The organism is Streptomyces sp. NPDC096079, from assembly GCF_040303145.1.
In the GTDB taxonomy this organism is placed as follows: domain Bacteria; phylum Actinomycetota; class Actinomycetes; order Streptomycetales; family Streptomycetaceae; genus Streptomyces.
Map to the genome: position 1 here is coordinate 127,805 of NZ_JBEOST010000004.1, position 18,527 is coordinate 146,331.

Annotated in this window: 15 protein-coding genes; 11 read left to right on the plus strand and 4 right to left on the minus strand. The window is 74.2% G+C overall.

The features are described 5' to 3' along the window. Window positions 1-92: 92 nt before the first annotated feature. Window positions 93-374: an HPr family phosphocarrier protein gene (locus tag ABTY59_RS11020; protein ID WP_015036698.1), complete on the minus strand. Its 282-nt coding sequence runs from the start codon at window positions 372-374 to the stop codon at window positions 93-95. Between the two features lie 370 nt (window positions 375-744). Here ABTY59_RS11020 and ABTY59_RS11025 point away from each other — a divergent pair, with 370 nt between their 5' ends. Genes ABTY59_RS11025 through ABTY59_RS11040 form a run of 4 tightly spaced genes read left to right on the plus strand, consistent with a single transcriptional unit; the run spans window position 745 to window position 6,340 of the window. Next, window positions 745-3,804, plus strand: a complete 3,060-nt coding sequence (locus ABTY59_RS11025; RefSeq protein WP_352018611.1) for a bifunctional acetate--CoA ligase family protein/GNAT family N-acetyltransferase — start codon at window positions 745-747, stop codon at window positions 3,802-3,804. 40 nt (window positions 3,805-3,844) lie between these two features. Further along, complete coding sequence (locus tag ABTY59_RS11030) at window positions 3,845-4,441, plus strand: DUF5998 family protein (RefSeq protein WP_123455795.1); 597 nt, start codon at window positions 3,845-3,847, stop codon at window positions 4,439-4,441. Continuing rightward, the gene (locus ABTY59_RS11035) at window positions 4,441-5,646 is read left to right on the plus strand and encodes an alkaline phosphatase family protein (protein ID WP_352018612.1); all 1,206 of its coding nucleotides are present in this window, start codon (window positions 4,441-4,443) and stop codon (window positions 5,644-5,646) included. The genes ABTY59_RS11030 and ABTY59_RS11035 overlap by 1 nt, the downstream gene beginning before the upstream one ends. Before the next feature lie 43 nt (window positions 5,647-5,689). Continuing rightward, window positions 5,690-6,340, plus strand: coding sequence for a thymidine kinase (locus ABTY59_RS11040; RefSeq protein ID WP_352018613.1), 651 nt, complete (start codon window positions 5,690-5,692; stop codon window positions 6,338-6,340). Between the two features lie 87 nt (window positions 6,341-6,427). Here the strand turns inward: ABTY59_RS11040 and ABTY59_RS11045 are convergent, their stop codons facing one another. Next, complete coding sequence (locus tag ABTY59_RS11045) at window positions 6,428-7,102, minus strand: TetR/AcrR family transcriptional regulator (protein ID WP_352018614.1); 675 nt, start codon at window positions 7,100-7,102, stop codon at window positions 6,428-6,430. Window positions 7,103-7,222: 120 nt separating this feature from the next. Here ABTY59_RS11045 and ABTY59_RS11050 point away from each other — a divergent pair, with 120 nt between their 5' ends. The 5 genes from ABTY59_RS11050 (at window position 7,223) to ABTY59_RS11070 (ending at window position 14,039) form a co-directional block, all read left to right on the plus strand. Next, window positions 7,223-8,122, plus strand: coding sequence for an MBL fold metallo-hydrolase (locus ABTY59_RS11050; RefSeq protein ID WP_352018615.1), 900 nt, complete (start codon window positions 7,223-7,225; stop codon window positions 8,120-8,122). A 40-nt stretch (window positions 8,123-8,162) separates the two neighbouring features. Beyond that, window positions 8,163-8,780 (plus strand): isochorismatase family protein, encoded by a 618-nt coding sequence (locus ABTY59_RS11055; protein WP_352018616.1) that lies wholly within the window; start codon window positions 8,163-8,165, stop codon window positions 8,778-8,780. Window positions 8,781-9,047: 267 nt separating this feature from the next. After that, entirely contained in the window at window positions 9,048-11,573 is a 2,526-nt protein-coding gene (locus tag ABTY59_RS11060; RefSeq protein WP_352018617.1) for a YfhO family protein, read from the plus strand. Window positions 11,574-11,702: 129 nt separating this feature from the next. Then, entirely contained in the window at window positions 11,703-12,668 is a 966-nt protein-coding gene (locus ABTY59_RS11065) for a glycosyltransferase family 2 protein (RefSeq protein WP_352018618.1), read from the plus strand. Window positions 12,669-12,671: 3 nt separating this feature from the next. Then, entirely contained in the window at window positions 12,672-14,039 is a 1,368-nt protein-coding gene (locus ABTY59_RS11070; protein WP_352018619.1) for a polysialyltransferase family glycosyltransferase, read from the plus strand. A 233-nt stretch (window positions 14,040-14,272) separates the two neighbouring features. Here the strand turns inward: ABTY59_RS11070 and ABTY59_RS11075 are convergent, their stop codons facing one another. Beyond that, entirely contained in the window at window positions 14,273-15,046 is a 774-nt protein-coding gene (locus ABTY59_RS11075; RefSeq protein ID WP_352018620.1) for a VOC family protein, read from the minus strand. Between the two features lie 161 nt (window positions 15,047-15,207). Between ABTY59_RS11075 and ABTY59_RS11080 the strand changes: the two genes are divergently transcribed. Further along, a complete protein-coding gene (locus tag ABTY59_RS11080; protein ID WP_352018621.1) occupies window positions 15,208-16,035 on the plus strand; it encodes a sulfurtransferase in 828 nt (275 codons plus the stop codon). 103 nt (window positions 16,036-16,138) lie between these two features. On the opposite strand, the gene sepH is transcribed toward ABTY59_RS11080, so the two are convergent. After that, a complete protein-coding gene (gene sepH / locus ABTY59_RS11085) occupies window positions 16,139-17,176 on the minus strand; it encodes a septation protein SepH (RefSeq protein WP_352018622.1) in 1,038 nt (345 codons plus the stop codon). 486 nt (window positions 17,177-17,662) lie between these two features. On the opposite strand from sepH, the gene ABTY59_RS11090 reads away from it, so the two are divergent. Further along, window positions 17,663-18,526, plus strand: a complete 864-nt coding sequence (locus ABTY59_RS11090) for a hypothetical protein (RefSeq protein WP_502995352.1) — start codon at window positions 17,663-17,665, stop codon at window positions 18,524-18,526. The last annotated feature ends 1 nt before the right edge of the window (window position 18,527 follow it).

Consider the following 18,527-nt stretch of genomic DNA (forward strand, 5'->3'; position numbering starts at 1 on the left):
CGCGTACGCCTCGCCCTGGCACGCCTCGCCGTACCCTTCGACTTCTCCGAGGCGGCCGGCGGGCACGGCCATTCGTCGTCAGGGGGACCCGATCAGACGGTCTCGGGGAGCTCGTCCAGACCCTCGGCGACCAGCTTCGCCAGGCGGTCGAGGGCGGCCTCGGCGCCGTCGGCCTCGGAAGCGAGCACGATCTCCTCGCCGCCCTGCGCGCCCAGGCCGAGCACCGCGAGCATGGAGGCGGCGTTCACGGGGGTGCCGTCGGACTTGGCGATCGTCACCGGCACGCCGGAAGCCGTGGCGGCACGGACGAAGATGGACGCGGGGCGGGCGTGCAGGCCCTCGGCCCAGCCGACGTTGACGCGGCGCTCAGCCATGGTGTTGCCCTTCAAGTCTCAAGCGGGTTGTCTAGACCAGTCTCTCACGGGTTGCGCGGTGCTCGCGCCGACCTACGGCCCGCGAAGGACCGCCCTTCGGCCCGTACCGGACCGACCGTCGGTCCGCTCCAGCTTGCAACACCTTGCCTCCCGCACCCCCGCCCCGCGACCCACTGCCCCTCTCGTGTCGCGGCCCTAGGGGGTGTCTTGTCGATCAGGCCGGGCTCGCGGCGTCTGGCACCGCGCCTCGCCGCGTTGTCGTCGGTCGACAACGCTCCGCGTTGCCTCCCTCCTCCGCCTTGCGATGCACGGCACCAGACGCCGCTCCCTGATCCGGCCTGATCGACAAGACACCCCCTAGGCTGAGCCCATGCAGAGCGCGTCGGAGCAGTCGGAAGCGGCGGAACCGCCGGCACCTGCGGCGCGGCCGGCGCCGCCGGAGCACGCCTACCCCGATCACTGGGAGGCGGACGTGGTGCTCCGTGACGGCGGGACCGCGCGCATCAGGCCCATCACCGCCGACGACGCCGACCGGCTCGTCAGCTTCTACGAGCAGGTCTCGGACGAGTCGAAGTACTACCGCTTCTTCGCGCCCTACCCCCGCCTGTCCGCCAAGGACGTCCACCGCTTCACCCACCACGACTTCGTCGACCGGGTCGGGCTGGCCGCGACCGTCGGCGGCGAGTTCATCGCCACCGTCCGCTACGACCGCATCGACGACCGGGGGCTGCCCGCGTCCGCCCCCGCCGACGAGGCCGAGGTCGCCTTCCTCGTCCAGGACGCGCACCAGGGCAGGGGTGTCGCCTCCGCCCTCCTCGAACACATCGCGGCGGTCGCCCGCGAGCGGGACATCCGGCGCTTCGCCGCCGAGGTCCTCCCCGCCAACAACAAGATGATCAAGGTCTTCACCGACGCGGGCTACACCCAGAAGCGCAGCTTCGAGGACGGCTCCGTACGGCTCCACCTCGACCTCGAACCGACCGACCGCTCCCTCGCCGTCCAGCGCGCCCGCGAGCAGCGTGCCGAGGCACGCTCCGTGCAGCGGCTCCTCACCCCCGGCTCCGTCGCCGTCGTCGGGGTCGGACGCGCGCCGGGGGGCGTCGGACGGACCGTCCTGCGCGACCTCCTCGGCGCCGGATTCACCGGACGGGTGTACGCGGTGAACGCCGCGCTCACCGGAGAGACCCAGCTCGACGGCGTCCCCGCGCACCCCTCCGTCGGTGCCATCGGCGAACCCGTGGACCTGGCCGTCGTCGCCGTCCCCGCCGAACGCGTGCCCGAGGCCGTCGCCGACTGCGGCGAGCACGGCGTGCGCGGCCTCGTCGTGCTCTCCGCCGGATACGCCGAGAGCGGGGCCGCGGGACGTGAGCGCCAGCGCGAGCTCGTACGGCAGGCCCGCTCGTACGGCATGCGGATCATCGGCCCCAACGCCTTCGGGATCATCAACACCGCCGACGACGTCCGGCTCAACGCCTCGCTCGCCCCCCAGATGCCGGCCGCCGGGCGGATCGGGCTCTTCAGCCAGTCCGGCGCCATCGGGATCGCCCTCCTCGCCGGCCTGCACCGGCGGGGCGCCGGGCTCTCCTCCTTCATCTCGGCCGGCAACCGCGCGGACGTCTCCGGCAACGACTTCCTCCAGCACTGGTACGACGACCCCGGCACCGACGTCGTCCTCCTCTACCTGGAGTCCATCGGCAACCCCCGGAAGTTCACCCGCCTCGCCCGCCGCACCGCCGCCGTCAAGCCGGTCGTGGTCGTCAAGGGCGCCCGGCACAGCGGCAGCGCCCCGCCCGGCCACCGGGTGCCCGTCACCCGCATCCCGCACGCCACCGTCTCCGCGCTGCTCCGCCAGGCCGGGGTGATCCGCGTCGACACCGTCACCGAACTCGTCGACGCCGGACTGCTGCTCGCCGCCCAGCCGCTGCCCGCCGGACCCAGGGTCGCCATCCTCGGCAACTCCGAGTCGCTCGGCCTCCTCACGTACGACGCCTGCCTGACCGAGGGACTGCGCCCGTCACGGCCGCTCGACCTCACGACGGCGGCGGTCCCGGCGGACTTCCGGGACGCGCTGGCGGCGGCGCTCGCGGACGAGGCGTCCGACGCGGTCGTCGTCACCGCGATCCCCTGGGTCGGCGAGGACGGGGCCACCGAGTTCGGCGACGGCGAGGTGCTCGCCGCCGCCCTCCGCGAGGCCGTCGCCGCCGCGCCCGCGCCGAGGAAGCCGGTCGTGGTGGTCCACGTCGAGATGGGCGGGCTCGCGGAGGCGCTCGCCGTGGCGACGAGCACCCGGCCGCCGGCGGCGGCGCGCGGGGCCGTCACCGTGGAGAACCGTTCCGGCGGCGCGGCGACGAGCCCGCCGCGCCCCGTCGTCCCCCCGACGCAGACCGCCCAGGCCCTCACCTCCGCACCGCAGCCCCCGACGTCCGAGCACCAGGCCGCCACCTCCGCACCGCAGCCCCCGACGTCCGAGCACCAGGCCGCCACCTCCGCACCGCAGCCCCCGACCCCCGAGCACCAGGCCGCCACCTCCGCACCGCAGCCCTCCACCCCCGAACAGCAGGCCACCATCCCCGCCTACCCCGCCGCCGAGCGGGCCGTGCGGGCGCTGGCCGAGGCCGTGCGGTACGGGCAGTGGCGGCGGCAGGCCGCGGAGCCCGGACGGGTGCCCGAGTACGAGGACATCGACGAGTCCGGGGCCGCCGCTCTCATCGCGGGCGTCCTCGGCGAGGACGTGGACGCACGCGGTGTGACCCTCGACACCGAGCGGGCCGGTGCGCTGCTCGCCCGGTACGGCATCACCGTCCGGCCGACGCTCCCCGCCCCCACGCCCGACGCCGCCGTCGCGGCCGCCCGTCGGCTCGGCTACCCCGTCGCGCTCAAGACCACCGCGCCCCACCTCCGTCACCGCCCCGACCTCGGCGGCGTCCGGCTCGACCTGGCCACCGAGGAACAGCTGCGCACGGCGTACGCCGAGCTGACCGAGGTCCTCGGCAAGCCGGAGGAGCTCCAGCCGGTCGTCCAGGCGATGGTGCCCCGGGGCGTCGACACGGTCGTCCGCTCGGCGATCGACCCGGCCGTCGGCGCCGTCCTCTCGTTCGGGCTCTCGGGCGCGGCCTCCGAGCTGCTCGGCGACACGGCCCACCGGCTGGTCCCGGCCACCGACCGGGACGCCGCCGAACTCATCCGCTCCCTGCGCACCGCCCCGCTGCTCTTCGGCTGGCGCGGCTCGGCTCCCGTCGACACCCCGGCCCTGGAGGAACTGCTGCTGCGGGTCTCCCGGCTCGTCGACGACCATCCCGAGGTGGTCGCCGTCTCCCTGGAGCCGGTGGTCGTGGCGCCCCGGGGACTCTCCGTGCTCGGCGCGACCGTCCGGCTGGCCCCGCCGCCGCCCCGCACCGACCTCGGCCCGCGGAGCCTGCCGCGCTACTGACGGGCCTGAGGGGGCCCCTCGGCCCCGTAGGATGGAGTCCATGGCAAAGAGCGGTACGACGACCCAGGGGCTGCGCGCGGCGATCGAGCGCAGCGGCTACTACCCGGCCCTCGTGGCCGAGGCGGTGGAGGCCGCCGTCGGCGGCGAGGCCATCACGTCGTACGTGGTCCACCAGGAGACCACCTTCGACGCGAACGAGGTGCGGCGCCACGTCACCGTCCTCGTCCTGACGCCGCACCGCTTCATCGTCAGCCACACCGACGAGCAGGCCGCCGACACGAGCTCCCCGACCCCGTACGCCACGACGTCCACGGAGTCCGTGAAGCTCGACCGGATCTCGTCGGTCGTCGTCAGCCGCGTCGTCGCCAACCCCGAGTCGTACACGCCGGGCACGCTGCCCCGCGAGGTGGTCCTCACCATCGGCTGGGGTGCCGTCTCCCGCATCGACCTGGAGCCCGCCGCCTGCGGCGACCCGAACTGCGACGCCGACCACGGCTACACCGGCAACGCCACCGCCGACGACCTCAGCCTGCGCGTGAGCGACGCCGGGGACGGCCCGGACACCGTCCGGCAGACCCTCGCGTTCGCCCAGGCCCTCTCCGAAGCGATCGCGGCCACCGCCGCGCCCACCCGCTGATGGCGCAGCCCACCGCCGTGAGCCACGGCTGGCCCGACGACCCGGTCCCGCTCGCGCCGGAGACCGCGCCGGTGCCCGAGTACGCCACGGGCTCGCTCGGCGACCTGCTGCCGACGCTCGTGGCGGGCCAGGGCGTGCCCGGCTTCGACGCGCGCATCGCGGAGCTGGCCCCGGCCGACCGCAACTGCGTCTTCCTCATCGACGGGCTCGGCTGGGAGCAGATCAAGGCGCACCCGGACGAGGCCCCGTACCTGACCTCGCTCCTCGGCTCCTCGCGGGGCGGCACGGGACGCCCGGTCACCGCCGGCTTCCCCGCCACCACCGCGACCTCGCTGGCCTCCGTCGGCACCGGCCGCCACCCCGGGACGCACGGACTGCCCGGCTACACCGTGCGCAACCCAGAGACCGGCGAGCTGATGAACCAGCTCCGCTGGAGGCCGTGGACCGCGCCGCACGTCTGGCAGCCGTACCCGACCGTCTTCCAGCTCGCGCACGAGGCCGGTGTCCACACCGCGCAGGTCTCCTCGCCGATCTTCGAGCAGACCCCGCTCACGAAGGTCGCGCTCAGCGGAGGAACGTTTCACGGGCGGCTCTCCGGCGAGGAGCGCATGGACTTCGCCGCCGAGCAGCTCGCCGGCGGCGACCGCTCGCTGGTCTACACGTACTACAGCGAGCTCGACGGCGCCGGTCACCGCTTCGGCATCGACTCCGACGCCTGGCGCGGCCAGCTGATGTTCGTCGACCGGCTGGTGCAGCGGCTCGCCGAGCAGCTGCCGCCCCGCGCGGCCCTGTACGTCACGGCCGACCACGGCATGGTCGACATCCCCTTCGACGAGCAGCACCGGATCGACTTCGACGAGGACTGGGAGCTGCGCGCGGGCGTCGCCCTCCTCGGCGGCGAGGGACGGGCCCGTCACATCTACGCCGTGCCCGGTGCCGAGGCGGACGTCCTCACCTGCTGGCGCGAGGTCGTCGGCGAGCAGTTCTGGGTGGCGAGCCGCGACGAGGCCATCGACCTGGGCTGGTTCGGCGCCGAGGTCGACGAGCGGGTGTACGGCCGGATCGGCGACGTCGTCGCCGCGGCCCACGACGACGTGGCGATCACCGCCTCCGTCAACGAGCCCCACGAGTCGGCGATGGTCGGCATGCACGGGTCCATGACCCCCGCGGAGCAGCTCGTCCCGCTGCTCGAAGTCCGCTCCTGATCCCCGCCCCCGACCCCTGACCCCGAAAGGTCCCCGTCCCGTCATGCCCGAGCTGGTCTTCTTCTCCGGAACCATGGATTGCGGGAAGAGCACCCTGGCGCTCCAGATCGCCCACAACCGCGACGCGCGGGGGCTTCAGGGCGTGATCTTCACCCGTGACGACCGGGCGGGCGAGGGCAAGCTGTCCTCCCGGCTCGGCCTGGTGACGGACGCGGTCGAGGCGCCGCGGGACATGGACCTGTACGCGTACCTGGTCACCCAGCTCTCCCAGGGCGGCAAGGCCGACTACGTGATCGTGGACGAGGCCCAGTTCCTCGCCCCGGAGCAGATCGACCAGCTCGCCCGCATCGTCGACGACCTCAGCCTGGACGTCTTCGCCTTCGGCATCACGACGGACTTCCGCACGAAGCTGTTCCCCGGCTCGCAGCGGCTGATCGAACTGGCCGACCGGCTCGAACAGCTCCAGGTCGAGGCCCTGTGCTGGTGCGGAGCCCGCGCCACGCACAACGCCCGTACGGTCGGCGGCGCGATGGTCGTCGAGGGCGAGCAGGTCGTCGTCGGGGACGTGAACCGACCCGCCGAGGAGATCGGCTACGAGGTGCTGTGCCGTCGCCACCACCGCCGCCGCATGACCGCGGCCTCCGCCCGCGCGGGCGCCCTCTCCCCGGACGTCCTGCCCGTCGGCCAGGGCTGACGGAGCCGACTGCCTGCGACGCCTGACGGAGCCGACTGCCTGCGACGCCTGACGGAGCCGACTGCCTGCGACGCCTGACGGCAGGCCTCAGGCCGGCGGCCGCACGGCGTCGGTCAGGTCCTCGAGGACGGCGGGGGCCACCGAGGCCGTTCCCGTCAGGGTGCCGAGCAGCGCCTGGGCGAGGACGGTCGCGCCGGCGATCCGGGTGTCCTCGCGCTCGTCGCCCGTGACCTTTCCGATGACGGCGTCCCGTACCGCGTGCGAGATCGCGGGGTCCCGGAAGAGCTCGGGGAACGACAGCGCCATCATGCACACGCCCACGTTGGCGGAGAGGATCGACTGGCCCGCCAGCTCCGGGGCCGTCCGCAGGCGCCCGGCGTCGCGGCAGCGCTCCACGGCCTTCAGGAGGATCGCCTGCGCCTCCTTGATGGCCTGCGGCTTGGCGTCGCCCGTCGGCGTGAACATCAGCCGGTAGAGGTGCGGATTGCGCAGCGCGAACGCGACATGGCTGTCCCAGGCCGTCCGCAGGTCCGCCACCGGGTCCTCGGTGAGCGGGTTCCGCCGCTTCTCGGCGAGGAAGCGCTCGAAGCCGATGTCGGCCACCGCCGTGAGCAGCCCCTGCTTGTCGCCGAACTGGCGGTAGATCTCGGGCGCGCCGACCTTCGCCCGGTCGCAGATGGCGCGGGTCGAGATCGCCAGTGCGTCCTTGGTGGCGAGCAGTTCCCCCGTGGCTTCCAGGATGCGCTCTCGTGCCGTCGACATGGCCCCCACGATAACAGCGCTAACAGTGCTGACCTGGGAGACCGGCTCCGGTGTTATCGATGCTTACGAGTTGTGTTAGCGTGTTGAACATCGTTCGCAAGCGAGAGCTGGTGTTCACCCATGAACCGTTCGACGTTCCTCCGGCGACGCGTCACCTCGGGCGCCGTCGCCGCCACCGCGAGCCTGGTCTTCCTCGCCGGCTGCGGCAGCGGCGCGGACGAGGACGCCGCCGCCCCCGCCGGGGCGTTCACCGCCACCCACGTCGGCGGGCCGACCACGATCCTGGAGATCGGCGGACTGCGCCTGCTGCTCGACCCCACCTTCGACGCGCCGAAGACGTACAAGAGCGGCCTGGAGAAGACCCGGGCCCCCGCGCTCGGCAGCGACGAGATCGGCAGGATCGACGCCGTCCTGCTCTCGCACGACCAGCACGACGACAACCTCGACGACCGGGGGCGCGCGCTCCTCGGGCAGGTGCCCGTCGTCCTCTCCACGCCCGGCGCCCGCAAGCGGCTCGGCGACCACGTCACCGGCATGCGGAGCTGGGAGTCCCAGCGGCTGAAGACCGCCGGGGGCACGGTCGAGGTCACCGCCGTGCCCGCCCTGCACGGGCCCGACGGCGTCGACCGCGGCGCCGACGGCGAGGTCACCGGCTTCGTCCTCAGCGGCGAAGGCGTCCCCACCACCTACATCTCCGGGGACAACGCCTCCGTCAAGGTCGCCAAGGAGGTCGGCGACCGGGTCAGGAAGGAGATCGGCCCCATCGACACGGCCGTCCTCTTCGCCGGTGCCGCCCGCACCCCCGCGATCCTCGGCAACGCCCCGCTGACCCTCACCTCCGTGAACGCCGCCCAGGTGGCGAAGGACCTCGACCCGCGCCGGGTGGTCGCCGTGCACACCGACAGCTGGAACATCTACTCCGAGGACATGGCGTCCCTGGTCACGGCGTTCCGGGCGCGGGGCATCGCCGACAAGCTCGTCGACCTCGCGCCCGACGGCACCCCGAAGAAGCTCTCCTGACACCCCGTCCCTTCGTCAACCCTCCGTGAAAGGAACCGCCATGACCGCCTCCACCACCCTCCGTGACGTGATCGGCCTGCCCCAGGAGCTCCCGAGCCTCGCCGACTCCGCCCTGATCATGATCGACTTCCAGAACACCTACCGCACCGGCGTCATGCGGCTCGACGGGGCCGAGCAGGCCGTGGCCGCCGGCGCCCGCCTCCTCGCCGCCGCCCGCGCCGCGGGTGCCCCGGTCGTCCACATCGTCAACGACGGCGGTGCGGGCACTCCGTACGACATCCGGGCCGAGATCGGCTCCATCAGCGACGAAGTCGCCCCGATCGAGGGCGAGCCGGTCGTCGTCAAGCAGTTCCCCAACGCCTTCCACGCCACCGTCCTGGAGGAGACGCTCAAGGACCTCGGCGTCGGCGGCGACCTCGTCATCGCCGGCTTCATGACGCACATGTGCGTCCTCTTCACCGCCCAGGGCGCCTTCAACCTCGGCTACCGCCCGACCGTGGTCGCCGAGGCCACCGCGACCCGCCCCCTCCAGGCGCCGGACGGCACCGTGCAGCCGTCGGAGGCCCTCCAGGCGGCGAGCCTCACCACCGTCCGGGACCTGTTCGGGACGGTGGCCCGCACGGTCGACGAGCTCGTCGACCCCGTGACCGCCGGCTGACGGCCGGCGACGCCGCCGGGGCCGGGGAGAACGGGGGGCGGCCCCGGCGGCACGAGCGGCGGCTCCCCGCGCGGGGAGAACACGCGTGGGGCCCGCGCGGGGGCGCCCAGGGGCCGCACCGCCCGTGCGGAGCACCCGGAGTTCACCCGAGGTGCGCCTGAAGAGCGCCTGCTGATCGGTTGCGGGTCGTCCGCCTCGGCGGTAATGGCGGTCGGCCCGTGACGACCCCCCCGGGCGTCCCCGTGCCGTGCGCCCCCTGGAGGATGTGTGCCACCCGCCGCCGAGGCCGTGTACGTCGACGATCCCGAGGGCGGGACCGTACGCGACGAGACCGGCGGTGACGCGCCGCGACGCTTCGCGGTCCTTCGGGCCCCGGCCGCCGCCGCCCTGCTCACCGCCGTCCTGCTGTGCCTCGCCACCCGGCTCTCCCGCACGTACCCCTTCGGCCCGGTGACCCGGAACATCGTCGACCTCGGCCAGCAGTACCTGCCCTACCACGCCTACTGGCGGTCCTTCCTGCTCGGCGAGACGCACGGGGACGCCTTCCTCAACTGGAACTCCGGCTTCGGCGCCAACTTCCTCGGCGACATCGGCACCTACCTGAGCAGCCCCTTCGACCTGATCGTCGTGGTCTTCCCGGCCGACCGCGTCGAGCTCGCGCTGTACGTCGTCACCGCCGCGAAGATCAGCGCCGCCGCGGCCGCGATGGCGCTCCTGCTCCTGCGGCTGCGCCCCGGGCCCTGGCCGGTCGCCGCCGTGCTCGGCACCGCGTACGCCCTCTCCGGCTGGACCTTCAACTACGGCGCCACCGTCCCGATGTGGCTCGACGGGCTCGTCGCCTTCCCCCTGCTGTGCCTGGTCGGAGAGTGGGCCCGCACCGGCCGCCGCCCCGTCCTCGGCCCCCTCGTCGTCGCCCTGGCCTGGATCGCCAACTTCTACACCGCGTACATGGCGACCCTCGGCGCGGCCGTCGTCCTCGTGGTCCGCCTCCTCACCGCCGAGGAGACCGCCGACGCCCGGCGGCGCCTCGCCGGGGCCCTGCGCGCCGCCCGGACCGTCCTCATCGGCATCGGGCTCGCCGCCCCGCTGGTGGCGGTCGTCTTCCTCGCCACGAAGGTCGCCGACCCCACCCCGGAGACCACCTTCGCGCCCGCGCCCTGGACGGACGTCCTCGCCCGGTTCCTGCCCGCCACCGCGAGCGTCGCCAGCCCCGCCCTCTTCATCGGCACGCCCGCGCTCGCGCTGGCGCTGACCCTGCCCTTCAACCGGGCCGTCGCTCCCCGCGTACGGGCCGGCTGGACGGCCGCGATCGTCCTGGTGACGCTCTCCCTCCAGTGGGAGCCCACCCATCTCCTGTGGCACGCGGGCGCGTCGCCCAACGGCATCCCGTACCGGCAGACCTTCGTCCTGTGCGGCCTGCTGCTGATCGGCGCCTGGTTCTCCGCCGCCCGCGGCGTGCCCCGGCCGCCCGCGCTCCTCGCGGGCCTGGTGCTGCTCGGGGCGCTGGCGTGGGCGGCCCGGGGGAGCGTCGACATCGACCGGTGGACCTTCCCCGCCCTCGGCGCGGCCGCGGTCCTCGCGCTCGCCGCCGTCCTCCTCGCCCTGGCCGGCGACCGCCGGAGCCACGCGCGCGTACTCCCCGTTCTCGCCGTGATCCTCCTCGCCGCCGCCCAGGCCGGCGAGGTGGCCGTCACCGGGAAGCGCATCGAGGAGCAGCAGCGGAGCAAGGTCTCCTGGTCGCCCCGGGTCGGCCCCTGGCACGAGGCCGTCGCCGCCGAGACGGCCCGCGCGGACGCCTGGCCCGCCCACCGCACGGACCCCGGAGAGGTCCCCGGGGGCAATGACGTCCTGCTCGTCGGAGGGCAGGGCGCCGACTACTACAGCAGCCTCACCGCCGACGTGACCTCCCGGACCCTGGCCTCGCTCGGCTTCGGCTACTACGCCAAGGGCCGGCACCCGGTCACCCTCGACAACCCCGTCACGGACGCCCTCTTCTCCGTCGGCACCCGCCTGCGGTCGAAGCCCACGGAGCCGGTACGGCAGGACGCCGCACCCCGGGGCACGGTCACCGTCACCACGACGCCGGTCCCGCCCCTGGTCACCGTCCGTCCGCCGGGCCGGCCGGCCACGCACCCCGGGGACTCGGCCTTCGCCCGCCAGGAGCGGCTCCTCGGCTCCGACGTGTACGAGCTGCCCGCCCCGCGCCGTACCGGACGCACCCTCACCGCCACCTGCCCCGCCGGCTCCCAGGTCTGGTTCTGGGCGCCCGAGTACAAGGGCACCGCGGCCCTGGCCGGGGAGCGGCCCAGGAAGTTCGACGGCAAACCGCCCTCCGTACGCGCCCCCATGCAGGCCCTCGGCACCGTCCCGGACTCGGGCGCGGTACGGATCGACCTCGGGCCCGAGGGCAGGGTGCGGCTGCCCCGCGAGGCCGTCGGCTGCCTGGTCCGGGCCCGGCTGGACTCCGCGGTGCGCCGGCTCACCGCGACCGGCGCCACGCGCGTGCGTGCCGACGGGCACACCGTCACGGCCGAACTGCCCCCGGGCAGCCAGGGCCTCGCGGTCCTCGCCGCGCCGCGCATCTCCGGCTGGCGCTGCGCCGCCGGTGACGCGGACGCCCGCCCCGCGCGCGCGTACGAGGGTCTCGTCTCCGTCCCCCTCGACGGACGGGCGACCACGGTCAGCTGCTCCTTCCGGCCGCCGGGGATCACGCTCGGCGGCGCGGTCGGCGCGGCGGCGCTCCTCGCGCTGGCCGCGACGGGGATCCTGCACCGCCGGAGGGCCCGCGGGTGACGGGGTTTCCGGCGGGGACGACAAGAGTTCACCCGGAGTGCACGCGCGGCTCGTTCACCGGGAGAAGTCGGTCATTACTGTGCCCGCCATAACGGCGTTTAATTGTTCGATTCAGTGTGGGGATCCCGAGTGCCGAAACTGTCCGTCGTCGTACCGTTCCACAATGTCGGGGCATACGCTCCCGACACCTTGCGCAGTCTCGCGAACAACGCGGATCCGGAATTCGAGTTCCTGCTGATCGACGACTGCTCGACGGACGACACCCCGGAGATCCTCGACCGCTGGCGCGACCGCCTGCCGAACGCCACCGTCATCCGGCACGAGACGAACCAGGGCGTCGCCCAGGCCCGGAACACCGGGATCGACGCGGCACGCGGCGACTACGTCACCTTCCTCGACGGCGACGACTGGTACGCGCCCGGCCATCTGAGCGCCGCCGTGGCCGGAATCTCCCGCCTCGACTGCGATTTCGCACGGACCGACCACGTCCTCTCGGAGGGGCGGAAACGACAGATCCGCTATGCCCCGGCCAAGCGGCGCGACACCGTGATGGATCCCAGGGACGGCATCTCGCCGGCCAGCATGGTGACGATGGTCGACTATCCGTTCGTACCCTTCGGTATTTACAGTGCGCGCCTTTTCGAGAACGGCGAATCCCGCTTCGAGACCTCGCTCAGGACGGCCGAGGACCGGCTCTGGATCTGGCGGCTCCACCTCAAGGCGCGCACCTTCGCCGCGCTCTCCCTGCACGGGGTCTTCTACCGCCGGGGCGTCACCACCTCGCTCACCCAGATCACCGACAACCGGCAGCTGGACTTCATCCCCTCGTACGACCTCCTGCTCGACGACGTGCAGCGGGACCCGGAGGCGGACCGCTTCCTCCCGAAGGCGGTCCGCACGTACTGCGCGATGATCGCCTTCCACATGGGGAAGGTCGACACGTACGAGCCGGCCGTCGGCGCGCGGCTGCGGGCCGACGTCCGCGACGCCCTGCACCGCATGCCGCGGGAGGTCCTCGACGAGACCCTCGCCACCATGGACACCCCGCGCAGCACCCTCCTCCGGAGCCTGCGCGACACCGGAAGGACCGCCTGACCCATGGCCCCCGCCCCCGAGAAGGCACCGGCCGCCGACCTGCCGGTCCAGATCTTCCAGGTGTCCACCCTGTACGGCGCCGCCACCCTGGCCGCCGCGCTCGACGCCGGACAGTTCGGCCCCCGCGACTCCGCCCGCCGGCTCCTGCTGATCTCGCACAACGCCGAGATCCCGGAGACCGCGCTGCGCCTGGAGACCATGACCGGGTACGAGCGGATCGCCGCCCGCTTCGACGGCACCCTCGACTGGAACGAGACGATCCACCCGTACCACCCCGCCGCCTGGGCCCCCCGCCCCGAAGAGGCCCCGCTCTGGCAGCGCGTCCTGCGCACCGCCTGGGACCTGGGCGCCGGACCGGTCGAGCTGATCGTCGAATCCATCCAGGTCAACCCGGCCAAGGCGCTCGCCGGCACCTTCCCCGAGAGCTCCGTGCACGTGTACGCCGACGGTCTGATGAGCTACGGCCCGACCCGCTCCGACCTCGCGCAGTCCATCGCCTGCCGCGTCCGCCGGGTCCTCCACCTCGACCTGGTGCCGGGCCTCCGTCCCCTCCTCCTGAGCGAGTACGGGGTCGAGCCCGAACTCGTCCCGGACGCCGCCTTCCGCGCCGTCCTGGCCGAGATCGCCGCGGACGCGGCCGACGACCCGGACATCGCGTCGGCGGCCGCCGCCGAGCCGACGGCCCTGCTGCTGGGCCAGTACCTCGCCGCCCTGTCCCTCCTCACCGCCGAGGAGGAAGAGGAGCTGCACGTACGGATGCTGCGCGGGGCCGCCGCGGCCGGACACCGCTCGATCGTCTTCAAGCCGCACCCGACCGCACCCGCCCGCTACTCGCAGGCACTGGACGAGGAGGCCGAGCGCAGCGGCGTCCGGCTCACGGTCCTCGACGGGCCGCTGCTCGCCGAGACCTTCTACGAGCGCTGCCGGCCCGGGCTCGTCGTCGGCTGCTTCTCCACGGCGATGCTCACCGCCGCCGTGTACTACGGCGTGCCCATCGCGCGCGTGGGCACCGCCCAGGTCCTCGAACGGCTCACCCCCTTCGAGAACAGCAACCGGATCCCGCTCACCGTCGTCGACCACCTGGTCGCGGATCTGGAGGGCGGCGAGGAGCCCGCGGTCCCCGGAGCGGCCCCCGCCTCGCTCACGCCGCTGGTCCGGGCGGTCGGCTACTGCATGCGGCACAAGGTCCACCCGGGGCTGCGCGCGGAGGCCGCCGCCTTCCTGGCCGAACACCACGCGGACCCCGGCACGGCGCGCCACTTCACCGTCGAGCGGCTGACCGAACTCGGCCTGCCCGGTGGCGGCCCGGCCCCCGCGCGCACGGGCAGGTCCCGGCTGCGGCGGAGCCTGGTACGGAGCCGACGGGGCTGAGGGGCCGGGGCCCGAGCGGCCCGGGCCGAGTCGGCGGGGCCGAGTCGGCGGGGCCGAGTCGGCGGGGCCGAGCGGACGGGGCCGAGCGGACGGGCCTGACCGGACGGGGGCCGAGCCGTCTGGGCCGAGCGGACGGGCCTGACCGGACGGGGGCCGAGTCGGCGGGGCCGAGCCGGCGGGTCTGATCGGACGGGGGTCGAGCCGTCGGGGGACGTGCCGCGCGTCGCGGGTGATCAGTGCTCGGCGGACCTCACCAGCGTGAAGACCGCGCCCTCCGGGTCCGCCACCAGCGCCAGCCGTCCCGCCGTGCCCTCGCGCGGCGGGCGCAGCACCCGGCCGCCCAGTTCGAGGACGAGCCGCGCCGCCGCGTCCGGGTCGGCGACCTCGAAGTACGTCATCCAGTGCGGGCCCCGGTCCCGGGGCAGCGCGTTCCCCACGCCGTGCAGCGAGGCCACCGCGGTCCCCGCCACATGGAGCGTCGCGTAGTCGTGGTCGGCGGAGACCACCGGCTCCACCTCGTAGCCGAAGACCGCGCGGTAGAACTTGCCGGTCGACGAGGTCTCGTAGGTGATCAGCTCGTTCCACACCGGGGTCCCGGGCGGTCCCGCGATCACCGTGCCGTGGTGCGCCTCGGCCTGCCAGACGCCGAAGACCGCTCCGGTCGGGTCGGAGCAGATCGCCAGACGGCCCGCCTCACCCGCGTCCAGCGGGCCGACGGCGACGGTGCCGCCGCAGCAGCGGATGTTCTCGGCGGTCTCGTCGGCGTCCTCGGCGGCCAGGTAGGGCGTCCAGGCGATGCGCAGGTGCCGGTCGGGCGGCAGCTGGCCGATGCCCGCCACCTCCTCGCCGCCGAGCAACGCGCGCACGTAGGGGCCGAGCTGCTGGGGACCCGGGACGAACTCCCAGCCGAAGAGCTCGTGGTAGAACTCCTGCGTGGCGTCAAGCCCGTGCACCATCAGGCTCACCCAGCAGGGTGTGCCGGGCGATCGTGGAGTCGCCTCGGTCATCGTCACTCTCTCCTCGGACCATCGTCGTGGCCGTGCCCCCGTCCGATGGTGCCACCGACGAGGGTGCGGCGCGTCCCGGCCGCACCGATCGTGGCGCGATACCGACGGAGGTCGCCGGGTCCGTCCCCCCGCGGCCGTGCGGCTGCGCGAGGATGGCCCCCATGAAGCCCATCATCTCCGCAAGCGAACTCCTGAGCGAGTCGGCCGGTCCCCGGCCGCCGGTCCTCCTGGACGTCCGATGGACGCTCGGCGGCCCGCCCGGACGGCCCGCGTACGAGGCCGGCCACCTTCCCGGCGCGGTCTACGTCGACCTGGACGCGGAACTCGCGGGACCGCCCGGGAAGGGCGGCCGCCACCCGCTGCCCGACCCGGAGGCCTTCGGTGCCGTGATGCGCAGGGCCGGCGTCTCGGCCGACCGGCCGGTCGTCGTCTACGACGGGGGCCTCGGCTGGGGCGCGGCCCGCGCCTGGTGGCTGCTGCGCTGGGCGGGTCACCCGGACGTGCGGGTCCTGGACGGGGGCCTCGCGGCCTGGACGGGCGAGCTGACGGAGAAGGTCACCGCCCCGGAGCCGGGTGATTTCCGGCCGGAGCCGGGCGCCCTCGGACTGCTCGACGCGGACGCGGCGGCGGCACTGCCCGGTGCGGGGCTGCTCCTGGACGCGCGGGCGGCCGAGCGCTACCGGGGGGACGTGGAGCCGATCGACCGGGTCGGAGGGCACATCCCGGGTGCCGTCTCGGCCCCGACGACCGAGAACGTCGACGCGGAGGGCCTCTTCCTGGCGGCCGATGTCCTGAAGGACCGCTTCACGGCGCTCGGCGCGGCCGACGGGACCCCGGTCGCCGTCTACTGCGGCTCGGGCGTCTCGGGCGCCCACGAGGTGCTCGCCCTGGAGATCGCGGGGATCCCGGCGGGCCTCTACGCCGGTTCCTGGTCGGAGTGGTCCTCGGACCCCGCCCGCCCGGTCGCCACGGGCCCGGACCCGCGGTAGCGCGTACGGGAAGAGGGCCCGCGGCAGCGGCGTACGCGATCGGAGACGTACGGAGAGAGGGCCCGCGCCGTCGAGCGGTGCGGGCCCTCCTCGCGTACGGCCGTCAGTCCTGCTTCTTCCTTCGGGTGCCGAAGACGATCTCGTCCCAGCTCGGCACGGCGGCGCGGCGGCCGGGGCGGACGCCGTCCGCCTCGGCCTGCCGGTCCGTGGCGCCGTGCAGCCTGTCCCGGTGGCCCGAGACCGCGCGGGGCATCAGGACGTCGGCGTAGGCCGAGCCCGCGCCCGCCGAGGCGGCCGGGGCCGGCGGCTCCTCCGCCTCCGCCTCCTCCGAGGGCTCCGTGTCCGGCGGCTCGGGCACGACCATGTCGCCGCGGAAGCTCGGCACGGCCTCCAGGAGGCTCGTCAGCGAGTCCCGCTCCTCCTCCGGCTCGACGGGCGCGGGCGCCCGCTCCAGGCGGTCGGGCCGGTCGATCTGGCGGTCCAGGGCGCGGTCGAGCGGCCTGTCCCGGGGCAGCCGGGCGATGCGCGGCACGAAGGGGAAGCTGGGCTCGGGCGCGGCGGCGATCGTGTCGTCCGTCTCGCCGATCAGGGCGCGGGCCTCGTCGTCCACGGCCTGGACGAGCCGCCTCGGCGGGTCGTACGTCCAGCTGGCCGTGTGGACCTCGCCCGCGACCCGGTAGACGAGCAGCACCTCCCAGGTGCCGTCGTCGCGGCGCCAGGAGTCCCACTGCACGGTGTCCTTCTCGGCGCCGCGCAGCAGCAGCCGCTCCTGCACCGCCTCGCCGAGCTGCGGGCCGCTGTTCTCGCCGGGCCTGCGGACCGGGGTCTTGCGGGCCCGCTCGGCCATGAAGGCGCGCTCGGCGAGCACGGGGCCCTCGAAGCGGCGCACGCGGTCGACGGGGATGCCGGCGAGCTGGGCGACCTCCTCGGCGGAGGCACCGGCTCGTATCCGCGCCTGGATGTCACGGGGGCGGAGGTGGCTCTCGACCTCGATCTCGATCTGGCCGAGGCGCGCGCGGTCGTTGCGCACGGCGGCGCGGAGCCGCTCGTCGATCGGAAGCGTGTACTCCGTGCTGTCAGCAGCCTTCAGCACCAGTCGTGTGCCGTCGTTGGAGACGGCCACGACACGCAGTTCGGGCATGGGGACCTCCCGGGTGGTGCCTGCCGACGTCACGTGCGTCGCTGCTTCCGCTAGTCGAGTGTGGCCTGCCCGGGTGCAGCCTGCCACTACCTTGCCGAGTTGCCCGGCGTGTCGGGCATGGACCCTGGAACGCCGTTATGGCACGGTTACCTGTTAGCTACCCGGAGTGACTGGCCGTCACTCTCCGCAGCCGGTTTCCGTGCGATGCCGAGGCGCCGCCGGTTCGAGCGCCGTGTCCGGCTCCCTCCCCGTGATCCCGGGCACCCGTGAGGGCGTCCGGACCCAGGGTTCGTCAATGTACTCCATTCGGGCCACCTGGGTGGACCGGCGCGCCGCTCAACTTCTCGGGCGGTACGGGAGTTGAGTCTCCGTGATCTTCCCCCGCACGTGTCGCTCTTCACAGAAACAGCAGAAACGGAACTAATCGCTTCTCCCGTATGTCCCTTCTGGGTGCAAGACGAACGGATGAACCATCAGGGGTCGGAGATGCGTCACAGGCCGGAAACCGACGGGGACGAGCCGGAGGAGGCGAGGAAGAACGGCGGGAGAAGGATCGATCTGAGCGTGGCTCAGGTCTCCGGCAGCGCCCTGGCCGCGGTCATCGCCGCCAAACTCGCCTCGACCCTCGGTGTGTACGGCACGATCCTCGGCGCCGGTGTGATCAGCGTCATCGCGACCTGCGGCGGACCGCTCTTCCAGCACCTCTTCAAGCGGACCGGCGAGCAGGTCCGCGACGTGACCGCCTCGGCCAAGCCGAAGACGCGTCAGGTCCCGGTCCCGGCCGGCTCGCGGGACGACCGCGTCCTGATGCCGGGCACGCTCCCGCCGCCGCCCGACGAGGAGTTCGGCGAGGCGACCGTCCACGGCACGCGCGTGCGGGGCTGGAAGCGCCCGGCGATCGCCGCCGCCCTCGTCTTCGGCGTCACCATGGGCGGCATCACCTCCTACGAGCTGGTCGCGGGCGAGGACTTCGGCGGCAGGCAGGGCACCACCACCTTCGGCTCCGCCGTCCGGGGCGCCGGGAGCACGGGCCAGGACACCTCCGAGCGGGACCGGGGGCCCGCGCCGACGCCGTCCGGCTCGGCGGAGCACTCCGGGCGGCAGGGGGGCGGCACGGACACGCCCACGACGGGATCCACCCCGACCCGGGAGCCCGCCACCGGCACGCCCTCGGCCGAGCCCACGCCCTCCGGCTCCACCGACGGCGGGACGACCCCCGCCCCGACGCCCACCGGGCCGACGGCCGAACCGACGGCGCCGACCCCGGCGCCGACGTCGGGCACGGGGCAGCCCGTGGCACCGACCACGCAGGCTCCCGCGCCGGCCGGGGCCGACGCCGGAGCCGAGTGAC